This window comes from Nonomuraea gerenzanensis, assembly GCF_020215645.1.
GTDB lineage: Bacteria > Actinomycetota > Actinomycetes > Streptosporangiales > Streptosporangiaceae > Nonomuraea > Nonomuraea gerenzanensis.
Map to the genome: position 1 here is coordinate 4,663,622 of NZ_CP084058.1, position 16,835 is coordinate 4,680,456.

Genomic DNA, 16,835 nt, shown 5'->3' on the forward strand with positions numbered 1-16,835 from the left:
TCGTGCCGTGCCGTGCTGCGCCGTGCTGCGCCGTGCTGTGCCGTGCTGCGCCGTGCTGTGCCGTGCTGCGCCGTGCTGTGCCGTGCTGCGTTGGCTGCGGCGGGCGTCAGCGGTTCAGACGGCGGGCACCGCCAGCACAGTACCGGCGCCGACCGTGAGGCCGCCCTCGCGGATGGCGAAGCCGAGCCCGGGCTCGACCGCGACCGCCTTGCCCAGCTCGACGGCCACCTCCACCGTCTCCCCCGGCAAGGCCCCGCCCCCGTCCGGCAGGACGAGCTCGCCCGGCACGTCCGTCGTCCGCAGGTAGAACTGCGGCCGGTACCCCGACGTGACGGGCCGCCGCCGCCCGCCCTCCTCCGGCGTCAGGAGGTAGATGCGCGCGGTGAACCGCCCGCGGGCGTGCTGGGTGCCGGGGGCGGCCAGCACCATGCCCCGTCGCACCTGCTCGCGGCGCACCCCCCGCAGCAGCACGGCGGCGTTGTCGCCGGCCTCGCCCCGCTCCATCGTCTTGCCGAACGTCTCCACGCCCGTCACGACGGCGGAGAACCCGTCACCGAACCCGACCATCTCGACGGTGTCGCCGACGCGCACCGTGCCGCGCTCGATGGCCCCGGTGACGACCGTGCCCCGGCCGGTGACCGTGAGCACGTTCTCGACCGGCATCAGGAACGGCGCGTCCACGTACCGCACCGGCACGGGGATGTGCTCGTCCACCGCCTGCAGCAGCGCCTCGATGGACGCCGTCCAGGCGGGGTCGCCCTCCAGCGCCCGCAGCCCGGACACCCGGACCATCGGGACGCCCTGGTAGCCGTGCTCGGCGAGCAGGTCCTGCAGCTCCAGCTCGACCAGGTCGGTCAGCTCGGGGTCGGCGCCGTCGGCCTTGTTGACGGCCACGACCAGGTGCTCGACGCCGACGCGCCTGGCGAGCAGCACGTGCTCCCTGGTCTGCGGCATGATCCCGTCGTGCGCGGACACGACGAGGATCGCGCCGTCGAGCTGCGCCGCCCCCGTGATCATGTTCTTCACGTAGTCGGCGTGGCCCGGCATGTCCACGTGCGCGTAGTGGCGGGTGGCGGTCTCGTACTCGACGTGCGAGATGTTGATCGTGATGCCCCTGGACGCCTCCTCCGGCGTCCGGTCGATCCGCTCGAACGGCGTGTACGTGGCCTGCCCGCGCTCCGCGAGCACCCTGGTGATCGCGGCGGTCAGCGTGGTCTTGCCGTGGTCGACGTGCCCCATCGTGCCGATGTTGAGATGCGGCTTGTTGCGTACGTAGGCCTGCTTGGCCATGGGTTCCCTTTCCCAGAACCTGGATCCTCGGTGACCCGTCAGGGTCGTCGACCTCCCCCCGCCGGGTCACTCAGGGATGAACGGGAAGAGGTCAGCGCTCCAGGCCGTCGCACGCGAACGAGCCCGGCAGCGAGGCTGCGGGCGTCGCGAGGCGCGCGTACGGGAACATGAGGAACATAGTGCGGGCATCAGCACCGCACCGCAACGGATTATTCCGCCAGGGGCGCTACGGCCTCCCGACGCTCATGTACGTGTAGCCGAGCGCCCGCATCGCCGCCGGATCCAGCAGGTTACGGCCGTCGAAGAGCACCGGCCGCCGCATCGCCGAGGCCGCCTGCGCCCAGTCGACCTCCTTCAGCTGCGGCCACTCGGTGACCAGGATGACCGCGTCGGCCCCCTCCATGGCCTCCTCCGGCGTCGCGTGGCGGGTCGTGGAGATCCACGGCTCCACCTCGCCCGGCCGGGCCATCGGGTCCCAGCAGCGCACCTCGGCGCCCTCGGCCAGCAGCCGGGAGGCCAGCACCGTGCTGGTCGCCTCGCGCATGTCGTCGGTGCCGGGCTTGAACGTCAGCCCGAGCAGCGCCACCCGCATGCCCGCCAGCGTGCCCAGCTCATCCTTCAGCTTCTGGATGGCGCGGCGTTTCTGCAGGTTGTTGACCTCGATCACGGCCGACAGGAGCTGCAGGTGGTAGCCGGTGTTGCTGGCGAGCTGCCGCAGCGCCTCGGAGTCCTTGGGGAAGCAGGAGCCGCCCCAGCCGATGCCGGGCCGCAGGAAGTGCGGGCCGAGGCGGTGGTCGAGGCCGACGGCGCGGGCCACCTCCTCCACGTCGGCGCCGGTCTTCTCGCACAGGGTGGCGATCTCGTTGATGAAGCTGATCTTCGTGGCGAGCAGCGCGTTGGAGGCGAGCTTGACCATCTCGGCCGAGCGCACGTCCATCACCGCGACCGGCCCGTCCACGCCGTCGTGCAGGTCCGCGATGAGCTGCGCGGTGGCCTCGTCGGCGGCGCCGATGACGATGCGGTCGGGCTGCATGAAGTCGGCGACCGCGCGGCCCTCGGCGGTGAACTCCGGGTTGGCGGCGTACCCGACGTGGGCCAGGCCGGCGGCGTCGAGCGCGGAGCGCACCCGGGCGCCGGTGCCGACCGGCACGGTCGACTTGACCACCACGGCCTTCAGGTGCGTGGCGCCTTCCAGCGACTTGACGACCGCCCAGATGCGGGAGAGGTCGGCGTCGCCCGAGGCGGAGGGCGGGGTGTCCACGCACACGTACGCGATCTCGGCGCCGTCGAGCGCCTCGGCGAGGTCCAGCGTGAAGGTGAGCCGCTCCTTGTTCCTGACGATCATGTCGCCCAGGCCGGGCTCGTAGATCGGCACGTCGCCGGAGCGCAGCAGAGCGACCTTGTCAGGATCGATGTCCCGGACCACCACCCGGTGCCCCAGCTCGGCGAGGCAGGCACCGGTCACCAGACCGATGTACCCGGCACCGAACACGGCCACCTGCCGTTCCGGCTTGCCAACCATGGTTGACCATCCAATCTCGCGAACGCCGCGCAGGCGCGCCCGCTGCTCGGGGAAGTGAGGTGCCGAAACCGGCGGAGGATCTTCACACCCTAACGTCCTTTCTCACATTGTCCTCGACCGGTTGGCGGGTGGCACAACCCGGGGCACCGCTGTTCGTCGGACAGACCGAAGCAGACCGGGTGCCGATGGCCTACGGTGCGCTCATGCCACGTATCGGTCTCGACGACGTCCACCGTTTCGCGGTGCCCTCCGATCCGGCGCTGCGCCCCGACGGCGGCGCGGTCGCGTACACGCTCACCACCGTCGACCGGGAGGCCGACGAGAACCGCACGGAGGTCTGGCTCGCCGCCCCCGGTGCCGAGCCGCGCCGCCTGGCCACGGGCAGCGCGCCCCGGTGGTCGCCTGATGGGAGCACGCTGGCGTTCCTGCGGCCGGTGAACGGCAAGCCGCAGCTCCACCTGCTGCCCATGGCCGGCGGTGAGCCGTACGCGCTGACCAGGGCCCCGCTCGGCGCGGGACCCGCGCGCTGGTCGCCGGACGGGACCCGCCTCGCCTACGCGGGCCCGGCGGGCCCCGAACCGGACGGCAACGCCCCCGTCGTGACCGATCGGCTCGACTACAAGGCCGACGGCGCCGGGCTGCTGCGCGGGGTCACCACGCACGTGTTCGTGGTGGACGTGGCCTCGGGGCAGAGCACCCAGGTCACCGAGGGCGACTTCCACGCGGGCGAGCCGTCCTGGTCGCCGGACGGGACACGGCTGGCGTTCGCGGCCGACCTGGACGCCGACCGCGACCTGCGGGCGGGCGGCGCCGCGTACACCGTCGCCGCCTCCGGTGGCGAGCCCGAGCGGCTGACCGACCCCGAGCTGCTCTGCGGCGGCGTGTGGTGGCTCGGCGGGCGGCTGGTCGCCGCCGCGCAGAAGGGCGGCCCCGTGGGGCACGTCCGCCTGTACGAGCTGGGCCCGGGCGGGGCGGCCGAGCTGGGCACGGGCCTCGACCGCAACGTGATGACCGGACACCCGGGCTATCCCGGCGCGTCCCCGGCGCTGCTGGGCGAGGACCTGGTGTTCTGCGCCCGCGACGGCGGCTGCACGCACCTGTACCGCCTGCCCGCCGGCGAGCTCGCGTCCAAGATCGTCCCTGAGGAGGTGAGCGTCGCCGGGGCGAGCACCGCGGCCGGCAGCGTCGCCTACGTGGCCGCGACCCCGTACAGCGCCGGCGAGATCTATCTGCTGGAGCCGGGCGAGCCGGTCGCGCGGCGGCTCACCGGCCACGCGCTCGGCGACATCGACCTGTACGTGCCGGAGCGCCGCACGTTCACCGCCCCGGACGGCACCGTCGTCGAGGGCTTCGTCTGGCGCGACGAGAACGCCGCCACCCCCGGGCCGCTCCTGCTCGACGTCCACGGCGGCCCGCACAACGCCTGGGCCCCCGTGCTCGACAACTTCCGCGTCTACCGCCAGATCCTGGCCGCTCGCGGCTGGACCGTGCTGGCGATCAACCCCCGCGCCAGCGACGGCTACGGCGAGGACTTCTACACCGCCGCCGTGGGCGCCTGGGGCCTGGCCGACACGCAGGACTTCCTCGCCGCCGTGGACACCCTGGTCGCCGAGGGCGTCGCCGACCCCGACCGGCTGGCGGTCACCGGCTACAGCTACGGGGGCTACATGACCTGCTGGCTGACCGGGACGACGGACCGGTTCAAGGCGGCCGTGGCGGGCGGCGCCGTCACCGACCTGACCAGTATGAGCGGCACCTCGGACATGGGGTTCGCGCTCAAGGCGTACGAGTGCCCCGGCGACCTGGATGCCCAGTCGCCGCTCACCCACGTGGGCGCGGTCACCGCGCCGACCCTCCTCCTGCACGGCGAGAGCGACGACCGCTGCCCCATCGGCCAGTCCGAGCAGTGGTTCGCCGCGCTGCGCGAGCGGCGGGTGCCCGTGCGGCTGGTGCGTTACCCCGGGGCCAGCCATCTGTTCCAGGGCGGTGGGCGGCCCTCGCACCGCTACGACTACAACGAGAGGCTGATCGCGTGGCTGGAGCAGTGGGTGGGCGGGCTCAGAGGCTGATCCACTCCGTGGCGGTCGTCACCTCCTCCAGTACGGACGGGATCGGCTCGACCCCGAGCCCCGGGCCGGTGGGCACCTCCAGGTGGCCGTCCACCAGCTCGAACGGCTCGGTCACGTCGGTCGCGAAGTAGCGGCGCGAGCCGGAGGTGTCGCCGGGCAGGGTGAAGCCGGGCAGGGCGGCCAGCGCCACGTTCGCCGCCCGGCCGAGGCCCGTCTCCAGCATGCCGCCGCACCACACCGCGACGCCGTTGGCCCGGCACAGGTCGTGGATGCGCCGGGCCTCCAGGTAGCCGCCGATCCGTCCCGGCTTGATGTTGATGATCGAGCACGAGCCGAGCGCGATCGCGGCGGCGGCGTGCTCGGCCGACTCGATCGACTCGTCCAGGCAGATCGGGGTCCTGAGCCGCGTGGCCAGCTGGGCGTGCTGGACCAGGTCGTCGTCGGCCAGGGGCTGCTCGATCAGCAGCAGGTCGAACGCGTCCAGCTTGGCCAGGCGGGGCGCGTCCGTGAGGGAGTAGGCGGCGTTCGCGTCCACCTGCAGCAGCATGTCGTCGCCGAACCGCTCGCGCACGGCACGGACCGGCTCGACGTCCCAGCCGGGCTCGATCTTCAGCTTGATCCGGACGTACCCCTCGTCCAGGTAGCCCGCGACCGCGTCGAGGAGCTGCGGGACCGAGTCCATGATGCCGACCGACACCCCGCACGGCACCCGGGTCCTGGCCGCGCCGAGGAACCGGCCGAACGACTCGCCCGCCGCCCTGAGCTGCGCGTCGAGCACCGCCGTCTCCAGCGCCGCCTTGGCCATGCGGTGGCCCTTGATCGGCTCCAGGGCGCGGGCCACGTCGTTCGCGCCGAGGTTCTTCGGCAGCGCGGGCAGCAGGAAGCGCCGGATCACCTCGGCGGCGCCGTCCACGTACTCGGAGGAGTAGAGCGGATCCGACATGGCCACGCACTCGCCCCACCCCTCGGCGTCGGGCGTGACGACCCTGACCAGCAGGACGTCGCGGGCGGTCTCGGTGCCGAACGAGGTGCGGAACGGCGCCACCAGCGGCATCGCGATCCGCCGTAGCTCAACTCCAGTGATCTTCACGCTCTCTCCACTACGTAGTACCGCTTCCCGGAGAACCCCGTGACCGCGTGGCCCTCCGCCATCAGACCTCCCAGCACATCACGCACGGCGTGCCGCCACGCCTTGCCCGCACCCGGATCGGCCCTGCGCAGCCCCTCGATGTCCTCGGGGACCGCCACCAGCACCGTACGCGCCGCCCCGCCCACCGGCGCGACCACCGGACGCCCACCCTCGTCGGCCAGCGCCACCACCGCGTCCGGCGGGACGGAACCGCCGTGCCGCGGAGGATGGGCACCACCCTCGGCCGGCGCCGTCACGTGCGGCGCGGCCGACGGCCAGGAGGCCAGCAGCCGGTCCGACTCGTCGCCCTGGTTGATCGGGTCGTCCAGGACGCCGTAGAAGCACGGCAGGTACGAAAGCGGCCTGGCGCCCAGCTTGGCCAGGTTGAAGTGCGCGTTGCGGCGCACCAGGGGGTCGTAGGTCCAGGTGATGCGCTCCAGGCCGTGCTCCAGGGCCCAGCGGCGCTGGTGCAGCTTGAGGTCGTACCCGGCGCCGGGCCTGGTCGCGCCCGTGACGTGCGAGTGCAGCGTCAGGCCCGCCGCCAGGAACCCCACCGAGCCGCCGACCAGCAGGTCACCGTCGAAGGCGCCGGCCACGTAGCCGCCCGCGTGCGCCAGCGCCCGCATCAGCTCGATCGTGATGGGCGGCGCGCCGGGGCCGAACTGCCAGATGTCGTCGAACAGCGCGTCGACGCGGACGAGCTCCGCCATCTCGTGGAGTTCCCTGACCTCGATCACCGATCCACCCCTTCGTCGCGATCCCCTGCGACGTTATGCCATCACGCGGCGGGGGGATTCGTTGCGCAGCACCACCAGGGCGTGCCTTTCCGATGCCCGGCACGTTCCGGAACGCTCCGGGACGGCACGGCGGTGTCACGCCCGATACCGGGCCGGGTGCACGGGGGGGCCCGGTCAGCCGGCAGCCGCCAGGGCGATGTGGATGCGGCTGGGCGCCTCCTGGCTGAGCCGCACCGACTCCAGCGGCACCGTGACCTCAGGCGTCCGATACCGCCCGCCCGCGAACCGGTCCGCCAGATCGGCCCGCACCGCAGCCGCGGAGACGTCACCGTCGAGCGAGCTGCGCCCATCACGCCAGATCTCCACCATGCACGGCCCCGGCTGAGCCGCCAGCGCCAGCCCCGCGACGGTCGCCCCCGCGAGGGCGCCGAGATCGCGGCGGGTCCACCCGTAGTGCCAGATGCCCGCCGCCACCACGGGCGCCGCCGGGCAGCCGCCGGGAGCGGTGAGGACCACGTCCATGCCCTGCACCAGCAGCTCGGCGATCTCCTCCGTGCTCCGCGCGATCAGGTCACCGACCCTGAGCCCGGGAAAGCGGGGTGCGGGGCCGAACATGCCGTAGATGAGCTTGATGCCCGTCCTGACGGGGCCGGGGCCGTCGTCGTGCCAGCCGCAGGCGATGACATCGACCGACGCGGGAGACCTCCACGTGCCGATACGCAGCATGTTCATTGACTACCCTTTGCCGTTGACCGTCACACGCTGTCACACAGGTGAGGCTGCCGTGGCTGTGCCCCACGGCATTGACAGGCCGATCACCGCAGGCTCCTGGCGTCCAGCCGGCGCAGCACCCGCGAGACCACCACCGGGTCCGCGCTCGGGTCGCGCCGCGCCTCCAGCACCGCCTGCCGGGCCGCCGACATCATCTCGGCCTGCACCCGCCGCATCAGCCTGACCCGCCGCGCGCGCTGCTCGAACGCCTCCCGCCGCTCCTCGTCGGCCGCCTCAGGGCTGATCCGCAGCCCGACGTCCAGCATCCGCCTGGACAGCACCTCGACGACGTCCTCCGGCAGCTCCTCGGCCTCGTCGATCTCCCGCAGCCGCCGCCTGGCAGCCTTGGCCGCGCTGACGGCCAGGCGTTTCTCCAGCTCCCGCTCGGCCGCCGTGTCGGCCTTGACGCCGAGCCGCGTCACCAGCCACGGCAGCGTCAGCCCCTGCGCGATCAGCGTCGTCAGGATGACGGCGAACGCGACGAACACGATGACCGGGCGCCCGGGGAACGGCGCCCCGCCGGCCGTCTCCAGCGGGATGGCCAGCGCGAGCGCCACCGACGCCACCCCGCGCATGCCCGCCCACCACATGACCACGGTCTCGCGCCAGCTCAGCGGGATCTCGGTGTCGTCGCCCCGGCCCACCTTCCTGGCCAGCCAGGCGGCGGGCAGCAGCCACAGCAGCCGGACGAACACCACGACCCCGATCACCACGGCGCTCCAGCCGAGCACCGTCCAGAGCCGGCCGTGCACGGTGCCGAACACGGCGTGCAGCTCCAGCCCGATCAGCCCGAACGCCACCCCGGTCACGAGCGTGTCCACGACCTGCCAGAACGTCGTCGAGGCGAACCTGCCGAACACGTCGTCGGCGTCGAACATGCGATCACTCAGGTAGAACGCGCTGGTCAGCACCGCCAGCACCCCCGAGCCGCGCCACTCGTCCGCCATCGCGTACGCCGCGAAGGGCACCAGCAGCGACAGCCCCACCTGCAGCGTCGCGTCGCTCAGCAGCGTCATCAGCCGCCCGCCCAGCCAGCCCAGCGCCAGCCCCACCAGCACGGCCACCACCGCCGACAGCACGAACTCGGCCAGCGCCCCCGGCCACGAGAACGAGCCGGTCACCACCGCCGCGATCGCCACGTGGTAGAGCACGATCGCGGTCACGTCGTTGAACAGTCCCTCGCCTTCGAGCAGCGACACCATGCGCCGGGGCAGCCCGAGCCGGCCCGCCACCGCCGTGGCCGCCACCGGGTCGGGCGGCGCCACCAGCGCGCCCAGCGCCACGGCCGCCGCCAGCGGCAGCCCGGGCACCAGCGCGTGCGCGGCCCCCGCCACGGCCGCCGTCGTCACGAACACCAGCGCCACGGCCAGCAGGAAGATCGGCTTCCAGTTGGCCGCGAACTGCCGCCACGACGTGCGCTGCACGGCCGCGTACAGCAGCGGCGGCAGCAGCAGGGGCAGGACGATGCCGGGCGGCACGTCCACGTTCGGCACGAAGGGCAGGACGGCCAGCAGGATGCCCAGCAGCGTCATCAGGACCGGCGGCGGCAGCCCCAGCCGCTCGCCCAGCGGCACCGTGACCAGGGCGCCCAGCAACACCAGCATGAGCAGCACGAACTGGTCCACGACCCCCCCAGATGATCGTCGGCACCAGCGTAACCGAGCGGCCCCGCCTCCCCTTCCCCGCCCGCCCACCGGGCGTCGGGAACTCCTGTCAACCCTGCTCCGCCTGGATCTTGGTGGTCAGCGCCACCCGCGAGCTGACGCCCAGCTTCGCGAACGCGTTGCCCAGGTGGTACTCGATCGTCTTCACGCTCAGCACCAGCTCCCTGGCCACCTGCCGGTTCGTCATCCCGGTCGCCACCAGGCGCGCCACGGCCTGCTCCTGCGGCGTCAGCCGCATCAGCGGCGCCGCCCCCGACTCCGGCCGCGGCAGCCCGCACGCGCTCAGCTCCCGCTCGCACCGGTCCACGTACGGCAGCGCGCCCAGCCGGGCGAACAGCGCCACCCCCAGGTCGAGCTGCGACTGCGCCTGCCTGCGCCGGCCCAGCCTGCGCAGGAACCGCCCGTACGCCAGCCGCAGCCGCGCCTCGTCGAACGGCAGCCCCGCCATCTCCGCCTGCGCCAGTCCGGTGGTGAACGCGGCCTCGGCCAGGTCGTTCTCGTGCCGGGCCGCGTGCAGGCCGCCCCGGCAGCGGGCCGCCGCCGCCATCGCGGAACACCGGCCGCGCCGGCCCGCCAGCCGTTCCATCCCGGCGAGCTGCAGCTCGGCCCTGTGCAGCTCGCCCAGTGCCACCAGGGCGTCCACCAGCAGGTCCAGCCACTGCACGATGCCGGGCTCGTACACGATGTCGTGCACCTTCACCGCCACCAGCGGGTCCAGCGCCTCCACGGTGCGGGCGTGGTCGCCCCGGGCGGCGGCCAGGTGCGCGGCGGCGCTGCACGCGTAGGCCAGCGAGGCCACCGCGTCCACGCTCGCGCCCCCGCTCGCCGACAGGGCCGTCGCCACGTGCGACTCCGCCGCCTCCCACTCGCCGCGGGCGGCGGGGACGAGCGCGGCCAGCGCGTGGCAGACCGGCGAGAGCCACCGCTGGTCGGCGTCGTCGGCCACCGAGGCCGCGGTCTCGGCGTGCAGGCCGGCGTCGTCCCAGCGGCCCGCCCGGTACTCGGCCTGCCCCAGCATCGCCATGGCCAGCATGCGGAACGGTACGGAACGCTCGCCGCAGGCCGCGACCGCGCCCGACAGGTCGGCCAGCCCGCCCGGCAGGTCGTCGCTGCACGTGCGCAGCACGCCGCGGCCGAGCAGCGCGTCCAGCTCCGCGATCGAGGCCGACGAGGGCGAGGGCAGGTCCTGCGTGGCGGCCAGCGCGGCGTCGATCTGGCCGGAGACGCCCAGCCCGGCCAGCAGCGTGTAACGGTTGTAGTCGATGCTGAAGCGGTAGCCGGGGGAGTTCCTGGCGCGTTCCGCCCAGCGGGCCGCCTGCCTGCCCTCCGCCTTGACCAGGCAGAGCATGGCGAGCTGCTGCGCCGCCCGCGCGGCCAGCCCCGACTCGGGCGGGCCGGCCCGCTCCCACGCGGTCACCAGGTGCGCGCGGGCCTCCTCGACCTGGCCGCGCACCATCGCCAGGTGCCCCAGCGCGTAGCCGCGCACCGCGGGGTGTGCCCGTTCCGGCAGGTTCCCCGTCAGCCGGGCCGCCTCCTCCACTCGCCCGTCGAGCAGCAACGCCTCCACCGCCTCCGCGGCCAGCGGCGCGGGATCGCCCGACAGCTCCGCCGCCGCCTTCAGGTGCTCGGCCGCGCTGCCGAACGCGCCCAGCCGGACCTGGGCCCGGCCCAGCTCCGCCAGCTCGGCCGCCAGCTCGGGGCTCGGGCCCGCCACCGCCTCGATGCGGTGCCGCAGCCGCGCCTGCTCGCCGTCCGCCACCAGCGCGGCCCGCGCGTGCAGCGCCGAGCGGTGCGCGGGCCCCAGGTCGCGGTACACGGCCGCGCGGTCCAGCGGATGCGCGAACGCCGCCAGCAGGCCGCGCGGCGAGGAGCGTTCCAGCAGCACCCCCTCGCGAACCGCCTGCTCCAGCGCCTGCAGCGGCTCCTCCACCCCGGCCACCCTGGCCGCCAGGTGCAGCGGGCACGACAGGCCGAGCACGCTCACCGCGCTGATCAGCTCCCGCACGGGCGGCGCGCACCTGGCCACCTTGCCCAGCACCAGCAGCCCGTACGACCGCGGCGCGGGCAGCGGCTGCCCCAGGTCGTCCAGGGCCGCCACCGGCACCTCCTCCAGCAGCGCGCGCAGGTGCAGCGGCACGCCCTCGCTGTGCGCGACCAGCCGCGCCAGCCCGCGCTGCGACACCGGCCCCGCGCCCAGCCCGCTGACCATCGCCCCCACCTCGGGCGCGCCCAGCCCCGCCAGCCGCAGCCTGCGCGTCCCGTCCGCCGCGACCAGCCGCAGCAGCCCCTCCGGGCCCGCCAGCGCGGCCGCGTCACGCAGCATGAGCACCGCCAGCACCCGGTCCACGCGCAGCCTGCGCAGGCAGAACGTCAGCGCCCGCAGCGTCGGCTCGTCGGCCCAGTGCACGTCGTCCACGACCAGGCAGAGCGGCTCGTTGCGTTGCCGCTCCGTCACCACGTCCAGCAGCGCCGCGCCGACCGCCAGCGGGTCGGGCAGCCGGGCGCGATCGTCCAGCCCCAGCTCGGCCAGCCGCTGCGGCAGCCCCTCGGGGCCGGCGAACAACCTCGTCAGCGTCCCGTACGGAAGCAGCTGCTCGCCCTCGTCACCGTCGGCGGACACCACATCCACCGGCAGGCCCGCCTGCCCGTCCGCGTGCCCGTCCGCCTCCAGGAACCGGTGCACCAGAGTCGTCTTCCCGATCCCCGCGGGCCCCTCCACCACCACGAGCCTGGGCAGCCCTGCACGGGCCCGCTCGAACTCCTCCCGCAGGCAGCGCAGCTCGTGGTCGCGCCCGACGAACATCGCGATCGGCTCAGCCATGGCGGCCTCCGCATCCTGGGTAATCCCACGTTTGCGCGCCACGGCTGAATCCCTCAAGTAAGACTTGCCTGTCCGCCTGTCCAGAGCCGAGGCGAAAATCAGGGGTAATCCCCAGGTGCGATCCCGGGGCGCACGTTCCTACGCTCGCGGTGAGCCGGGAGGCCTGATGCGGTTCATCGTCGATCTCGAGTACGGCGCGGACGGGGTCCACGGGCAGGTGACGCGGGAGGGCCGCGACCTGCCCGAGCCCTTCCACGGCTGGCTGGACCTGCTGCGCGTGCTCGAAGCGCCGTACTCCAGGGGTAATCCCTGGGACGAACCCTGAAGCGCTTCGAGCCGGAAACCCAGAACATGTGAGGCGTCCCCCCGTGGGAGGGGCGCAGGCGAGGACCTTCAGCCGTTCGCGGAGGGACGGCCAGGGGCTTCGCCGCGCAGGGGAAAGGTGCCCGCCGGCCCCCGTGGAGCAGCTGCCACGTCGCAGCGCCGGTCCTCGCCATGCCGGCGCCGGGTCCGGCGGTCACCGGGGCCACGGACGGCCCGCGGTGTCGGATGCCCGCCCACATGCCCGCGGCGGCGGCTCCCCGGCAGTCCGCCGCGGGCCCCGCGCCTGCCCGGCGCGGGATCTCCGGCCCGGCTGGGCCCGGGATCGCGCGGGTCACGGGGCCGCGCGATGCCGGGCCCAGCCGTGGTGCTTGCCCGGGACTTTACCTTTCAGGGCCTCACGCCATCATTGCGCTGTGTGATAGTAATGTGACACTGCGTATCCGAAAGAGATCCGGGAGATCTTCATGGTGGCGTACACGCTCTCGATATTGGCGGCGGTGGGCGCGGTGGCGCTCACCGCGCTGGTGTTCAGGCGAGTGAAGACGGCGGGGGAGGACCGCGACCCCAGCGGGCCGTCGGCCGCGCACGCCGGCGCCATGTTGTCGGCCATGTTCCTGCTGGTGTTCGCCATCGCGATCATCGTCCCCTGGACCACCGCCGACGCCGCCAGGCTCAACACCCACGCCGAGAGCCAGGCCACGGTCGACGCCTACTGGGCGGCCTCGGGGCTGCCCGGCTCCGCGCCGGAGGAGGTGCGCAGGTCGCTGCGGGAGTACGTCGGGTTCGTGGTCAAGGACGAGTGGTCGTTCATGGCGGGCGGGCGCATGCACCCGGTCGGCGACGAGCGCATGGACGACCTGCGCGGGCGGGTCAACGCGCTGCAGCCGCGCGACGACGAGGAGGAGGACGCCAAGGCGACGGTCCTGGAGCACATCAGCGCCATCTCCACCGCCCGCGCCCAGCGCACCGCCGACGCCGGCGCCACACCGCCCGACGGGCTGCTGGTCCTGACGATCCTCACCGGGGTGCTGGTCACCGTCTTCCCGTTCCTGGCCGGGGCCAGGCCGCGGGGGCTGGCGATGTTGCCGGTGATGGCGACGGCGGCGCTGATCGGGTTCGGCACGTACCTGACGTGGGACATCTCCCGCGCCTTCAACGGGCCGCTGGCCGTGGGGCCGCAGGCCTTCCAGGAGGCGCTTGAGGAGTTCGCGCGGATCAGCGGGGGGATGTGACCGTGGGCGTCAGGCGTGCGCCCCTCCTGCTCGCCGTCACCCTCGTCCTGGCCACCGCCGCCGCGGGGCCGGCGGCGGCCGATCCGGGGCTGTGGCCGTGGGGGGAGCTGGTCGCGGCCCCGCGCATCGCACTGGAGACCGACCGGGCGACGGTGGGTGGGCCTGCGGAGGGGGCGCCTCGGGTGGCGATGGCCGCCGGACGGGCCGGGGTGGCGGGCCGGGTGCCCGTGAGCGTGCGGGTGCCCGTGAGCGGGCGGGTGCCCTCGCCGCGGCCGGTGCCGGGGGCCGGGCGGGTGCGACCGCCGCGGCCGGTTCCTCGTGTGTCCGTACGCAGGCCCGCGCCGCCCCAGCGGGTCACCGTGGGGCCGACCGTGAAGGTGCCCCGGGTCTCGACGCGGCGATCGCCCGACCCCGAGGTGTCGATCTCGATGCCGCGCGCGAAGCGGCGGGCGGCGCCCGAGGTGACGGTGCCGCAGGTGACGGTCTTCCCCGACGGGGTGTGCGCGGGCGGGGTCGTGCTGGGCGACTGCCCGCGCGACCGGCCCCGTCCGGTGCCCAGGGTTGTCGCGCCGCCCGTGGTGCCGGTCCGGGTGCTGCCGTCGCCGTCTCCCAGCCCGTCCCCCACGCCCGTCGTCACCCCGACGCCCTCGTCACGGCCGCGCGTGCAACGTGCCGAGCCGCCCGGTCGCCGGCGTAACCCGCTGAACAGCGTCATGCTGACCGTGGTGCTCGTCACGGCGATCACCTCCACCACGGCTGTGGCGTTCCGGGCACGCCGGTGATCACGTCGGCACGCCGTCAGGTGCCGCGTGGGCCGTGCAGCGGGATCACGACGCGGAAGCACGTGCCGTGGCCGGGGCGGCTGCGGGCCTCGATGCGGCCGTCGTGCGCCTCCACCAGCGCGGCCGCGATGGCCAGCCCCAGGCCGGTGCCGCCGCTGGCGCGGGAGCGGGCGGCGTCGGCGCGGTAGAAGCGGTCGAAGACGTGCGGCAGGTGCTCGGGCTCGATCCCGGGCCCGTCGTCACACACCTCCACAACGGCAACCGCCCCCACCACTTCGGCCCCCGCCACCAGCGGCTCCGTCACCAGCGGCTCCGTCACCTGCGCTGCCACCACCTCGGCCCGGGCCCCCCGTGCTGCCGCCTCGTGGGCCGACTCCGTCCGGGCCACCGCCTCGCGTACCGCCGCCTCGTCAGCCGACTCCGCACGCGCCACCACGACCCGCACCGTCGCGTCCGGGGGCGTGTGGGCGACGGCGTTCGCGACCAGGTTGGCGACCACGCGGTGCAGCCGGTGCTCGTCGCCGACCGCCCGCACCGGCCGTTCCCCGAGCACCAGCTCCAGGAGGCGGCCGGGATCGCGGGCGCGCGCCCCGTGCACCACGTCGCCCGCGATGACGTGCAGGTCCACCTCCGTCAGGTCCAGCGCCCGCTCCTGGTCCAGCCGGGCGAGCAGCAGCAGGTCCTCCACCAGCACGCCCATCCGCTCGGCCTCGCCCTCGATGCGGCTCAGGATCCTGGCCACGACCGGATCGGGCTCGCTGCGCCCGTGCCGGTACAGCTCCGCGAACCCCCTGATGGACGTCAGCGGCGTGCGCAGCTCGTGCGAGGCGTCGGCCAGGAAGCGGCGCAGCCGGCGCTCGGAGCGCTCCCGCTGGCGCAGGGCCTCGCTGAGGCGGCCGAGCATGACGTTCAGCGCGTTGCCCAGGCGGCCGGTCTCCGTGCGCGGGTCGCTGTCGGACACCCGGCGGTCCAGCTCACCCGCCGCGATGGCGGTGGCCGTACGCTCCATCCTGGTCAGCGGGCGCAACCCCAGCCGCACCACCACCAGCGCCACCGCACCCAGCAGCACCAGCACCAGCGCGCCGGCCGCCGCCTCGATGAGCAGGAGCTGCCGGACGGTGCTCCGGTTCGACTCCAGGGAGATCGACACCGCTGCCCGGTCGCCGTTCGGCAGGGGCACCACGACGGTGCGCCACTCGGCCGCGCCCGTCCTGTCGGGGACGGTGAAGGGGGTGCGGGGCGGGGTGGAGATCGCCGCCGTCGGCACGGCGGGGCCGTGGCCCGAGTCGGGCACGCGGCGGATCACCGTGCCCTGGGGGTCGTAGATGGCCAGGTGGAACTGGGTGGGCAGCTCGACGTCGGGCCGGCGTGGTGGGGCGGGGACGCCTGGTGGGGGGCCTTGGCGGAAGTTGGTGGCGAAGTCGGTGAGTTGCGTGTCGACTCGGGACAGGAGGGAGCGGTCCAGCAGGAGCACCCCGGTCGCCGCGAACACCGCCAGGGCCGCCGCCGACAGGCCGAGCAGCGCCGCCAGCAGCCGATGCCGCAACGGCCACGGCCGCCCTGCCCGCCGTCCTGCCCGCCGTCCTGCCCGCCGTCCTGCCCGCCGCGCCCCGCCGGCCCGGCTCGGCGGACGCGCGGGGTTTCGCGCCTGCCGGGGTTGAGGTGGGCTGCCCGGCGGTGATGGGGTCATCGGGGACGATCCAGGAGGCTCTGATCGCGCAAGGAGTAGCCGACGCCGCGCAACGTGTGAATCAGCGGCGCCCCCTCCACATCGATCTTGCGCCGCAGATAACTGATGTACGACTCCACGATCCGGCTGTCCGCCCCGAACCCCGAGCTCCACACCCGATCAAGGATCTGCGACTTGCTCACCACCCGCTCCGCATTGATCATCAAATACCGCAGCAACCCGAACTCGGTCGGCGACAGGTGGATGCGCCGCCCGCCCCGCCGCACCACGTGCGTCTCCTCATCCAGCTCCAGATCGGCATAGCGGAGCAGCCCGTCGTCGGGCTCCTCCGCGCGCGAGCCCGTCCGGCGGAGGATGGCGCGGATGCGCAGCACCACCTCCTCCAGGCTGAACGGTTTCGTCACGTAGTCGTCGCCGCCCGCCGACAGGCCCGCGATGCGGTCGGCCACCGTGTCGCGCGCGGTCAGGAAGAGCACCGGCGGCCCGCCACCGTCCGGCCGCAGCCGCTGCGCCACCGCGAAGCCGTCGAGGTCCGGCAGCATCACGTCCAGCAGGATGATGTCGGGCCGCTCCCGGCCCACGCGATCCAGCGCCTGCGTGCCCGAGGCGGCCGTGCGCACCTGGAACCCGTTCAGCTCCAGAGCGTCCACCAGCAGCTCGCGGATGTTGGGCTCGTCGTCGACGACGAGCACCACCGGAGGTCTCGGCGCAGCGTCCATGCCGCCTGTTCTACCGGGTCTACCTGGGAATCCGATGAAAAACGGGGCGCGGAGCCGGAAAGCGGCGTGGCACACTGACCCGACG

13 protein-coding genes are annotated in these 16,835 nt (G+C 74.1%); 4 read left to right on the forward strand and 9 right to left on the reverse strand.

Annotation, left to right across the window (positions count from 1 at the left end; genetic code table 11):
• Positions 1 to 114 precede the first annotated feature (114 nt).
• The gene (tuf, locus tag LCN96_RS21995; RefSeq protein WP_225274749.1) at positions 115 to 1,290 is read right to left on the reverse strand and encodes an elongation factor Tu; all 1,176 of its coding nucleotides are present in this window, start codon (positions 1,288 to 1,290) and stop codon (positions 115 to 117) included.
• 226 nt (positions 1,291 to 1,516) lie between these two features.
• Positions 1,517 to 2,812 carry a UDP-glucose dehydrogenase family protein gene (locus LCN96_RS22000; RefSeq protein WP_225274750.1) on the reverse strand — a complete coding sequence of 432 codons (1,296 nt, stop codon included), beginning with the start codon at positions 2,810 to 2,812 and terminating at the stop codon, positions 1,517 to 1,519.
• A 203-nt stretch (positions 2,813 to 3,015) separates the two neighbouring features.
• Between LCN96_RS22000 and LCN96_RS22005 the strand changes: the two genes are divergently transcribed.
• Positions 3,016 to 4,881 (forward strand): S9 family peptidase, encoded by a 1,866-nt coding sequence (locus tag LCN96_RS22005; RefSeq protein WP_225274751.1) that lies wholly within the window; start codon positions 3,016 to 3,018, stop codon positions 4,879 to 4,881.
• On the opposite strand, the gene menC is transcribed toward LCN96_RS22005, so the two are convergent.
• The 5 genes from menC to LCN96_RS22030 all read right to left on the reverse strand — a co-directional run bounded on the left by menC (position 4,871) and on the right by LCN96_RS22030 (position 12,003).
• Complete coding sequence (gene menC / locus LCN96_RS22010) at positions 4,871 to 5,971, reverse strand: o-succinylbenzoate synthase (protein WP_225274752.1); 1,101 nt, start codon at positions 5,969 to 5,971, stop codon at positions 4,871 to 4,873. The two genes, LCN96_RS22005 and menC, sit on opposite strands and share 11 nt — an antisense overlap.
• Positions 5,968 to 6,747 carry a GNAT family N-acetyltransferase gene (locus tag LCN96_RS22015; RefSeq protein WP_225274753.1) on the reverse strand — a complete coding sequence of 260 codons (780 nt, stop codon included), beginning with the start codon at positions 6,745 to 6,747 and terminating at the stop codon, positions 5,968 to 5,970. The genes menC and LCN96_RS22015 overlap by 4 nt, the downstream gene beginning before the upstream one ends.
• 174 nt (positions 6,748 to 6,921) lie before the next feature.
• Complete coding sequence (locus LCN96_RS22020) at positions 6,922 to 7,479, reverse strand: acyclic terpene utilization AtuA family protein (RefSeq protein ID WP_225274754.1); 558 nt, start codon at positions 7,477 to 7,479, stop codon at positions 6,922 to 6,924.
• A gap of 83 nt (positions 7,480 to 7,562) precedes the next feature.
• Entirely contained in the window at positions 7,563 to 9,143 is a 1,581-nt protein-coding gene (locus LCN96_RS22025; protein ID WP_225274755.1) for a Na+/H+ antiporter, read from the reverse strand.
• An 88-nt stretch (positions 9,144 to 9,231) separates the two neighbouring features.
• Positions 9,232 to 12,003, reverse strand: a complete 2,772-nt coding sequence (locus LCN96_RS22030; protein ID WP_225274756.1) for a helix-turn-helix transcriptional regulator — start codon at positions 12,001 to 12,003, stop codon at positions 9,232 to 9,234.
• A gap of 166 nt (positions 12,004 to 12,169) precedes the next feature.
• On the opposite strand from LCN96_RS22030, the gene LCN96_RS22035 reads away from it, so the two are divergent.
• The 3 genes from LCN96_RS22035 to LCN96_RS22045 all read left to right on the forward strand — a co-directional run bounded on the left by LCN96_RS22035 (position 12,170) and on the right by LCN96_RS22045 (position 14,341).
• The gene (locus LCN96_RS22035) at positions 12,170 to 12,328 is read left to right on the forward strand and encodes a hypothetical protein (protein WP_225274757.1); all 159 of its coding nucleotides are present in this window, start codon (positions 12,170 to 12,172) and stop codon (positions 12,326 to 12,328) included.
• Positions 12,329 to 12,791: 463 nt separating this feature from the next.
• Positions 12,792 to 13,559, forward strand: a complete 768-nt coding sequence (locus LCN96_RS22040) for a bestrophin-like domain (RefSeq protein ID WP_225274758.1) — start codon at positions 12,792 to 12,794, stop codon at positions 13,557 to 13,559.
• Positions 13,560 to 13,561: 2 nt separating this feature from the next.
• On the forward strand, positions 13,562 to 14,341 hold the full coding sequence (locus tag LCN96_RS22045; RefSeq protein ID WP_225274759.1) for a hypothetical protein: 780 nt from the start codon (positions 13,562 to 13,564) through the stop codon (positions 14,339 to 14,341).
• A 16-nt stretch (positions 14,342 to 14,357) separates the two neighbouring features.
• On the opposite strand, the gene LCN96_RS22050 is transcribed toward LCN96_RS22045, so the two are convergent.
• Positions 14,358 to 15,887 (reverse strand): HAMP domain-containing sensor histidine kinase, encoded by a 1,530-nt coding sequence (locus LCN96_RS22050; protein ID WP_311132367.1) that lies wholly within the window; start codon positions 15,885 to 15,887, stop codon positions 14,358 to 14,360.
• A gap of 140 nt (positions 15,888 to 16,027) precedes the next feature.
• Positions 16,028 to 16,750, reverse strand: a complete 723-nt coding sequence (locus LCN96_RS22055; RefSeq protein ID WP_225274761.1) for a response regulator transcription factor — start codon at positions 16,748 to 16,750, stop codon at positions 16,028 to 16,030.
• Between the last annotated feature and the right edge of the window lie 85 nt (positions 16,751 to 16,835).

What these genes read in the sequence shown, in the direction of transcription:
- LCN96_RS22035 (WP_225274757.1), top strand. Translation starts at nt 12,170, where the DNA reads ATGCGGTTCATCGTCGATCTCGAGTACGGCGCGGACGGGGTCCACGGG.
- LCN96_RS22055 (WP_225274761.1), bottom strand. Translation starts at nt 16,750, where the DNA reads ATGGACGCTGCGCCGAGACCTCCGGTGGTGCTCGTCGTCGACGACGAG.
- LCN96_RS22040 (WP_225274758.1), top strand. Translation starts at nt 12,792, where the DNA reads ATGGTGGCGTACACGCTCTCGATATTGGCGGCGGTGGGCGCGGTGGCG.
- LCN96_RS22030 (WP_225274756.1), bottom strand. Translation starts at nt 12,003, where the DNA reads ATGGCTGAGCCGATCGCGATGTTCGTCGGGCGCGACCACGAGCTGCGC.
- LCN96_RS22000 (WP_225274750.1), bottom strand. Translation starts at nt 2,812, where the DNA reads ATGGTTGGCAAGCCGGAACGGCAGGTGGCCGTGTTCGGTGCCGGGTAC.
- tuf (WP_225274749.1), bottom strand. Translation starts at nt 1,290, where the DNA reads ATGGCCAAGCAGGCCTACGTACGCAACAAGCCGCATCTCAACATCGGC.
- LCN96_RS22020 (WP_225274754.1), bottom strand. Translation starts at nt 7,479, where the DNA reads ATGAACATGCTGCGTATCGGCACGTGGAGGTCTCCCGCGTCGGTCGAT.
- LCN96_RS22005 (WP_225274751.1), top strand. Translation starts at nt 3,016, where the DNA reads ATGCCACGTATCGGTCTCGACGACGTCCACCGTTTCGCGGTGCCCTCC.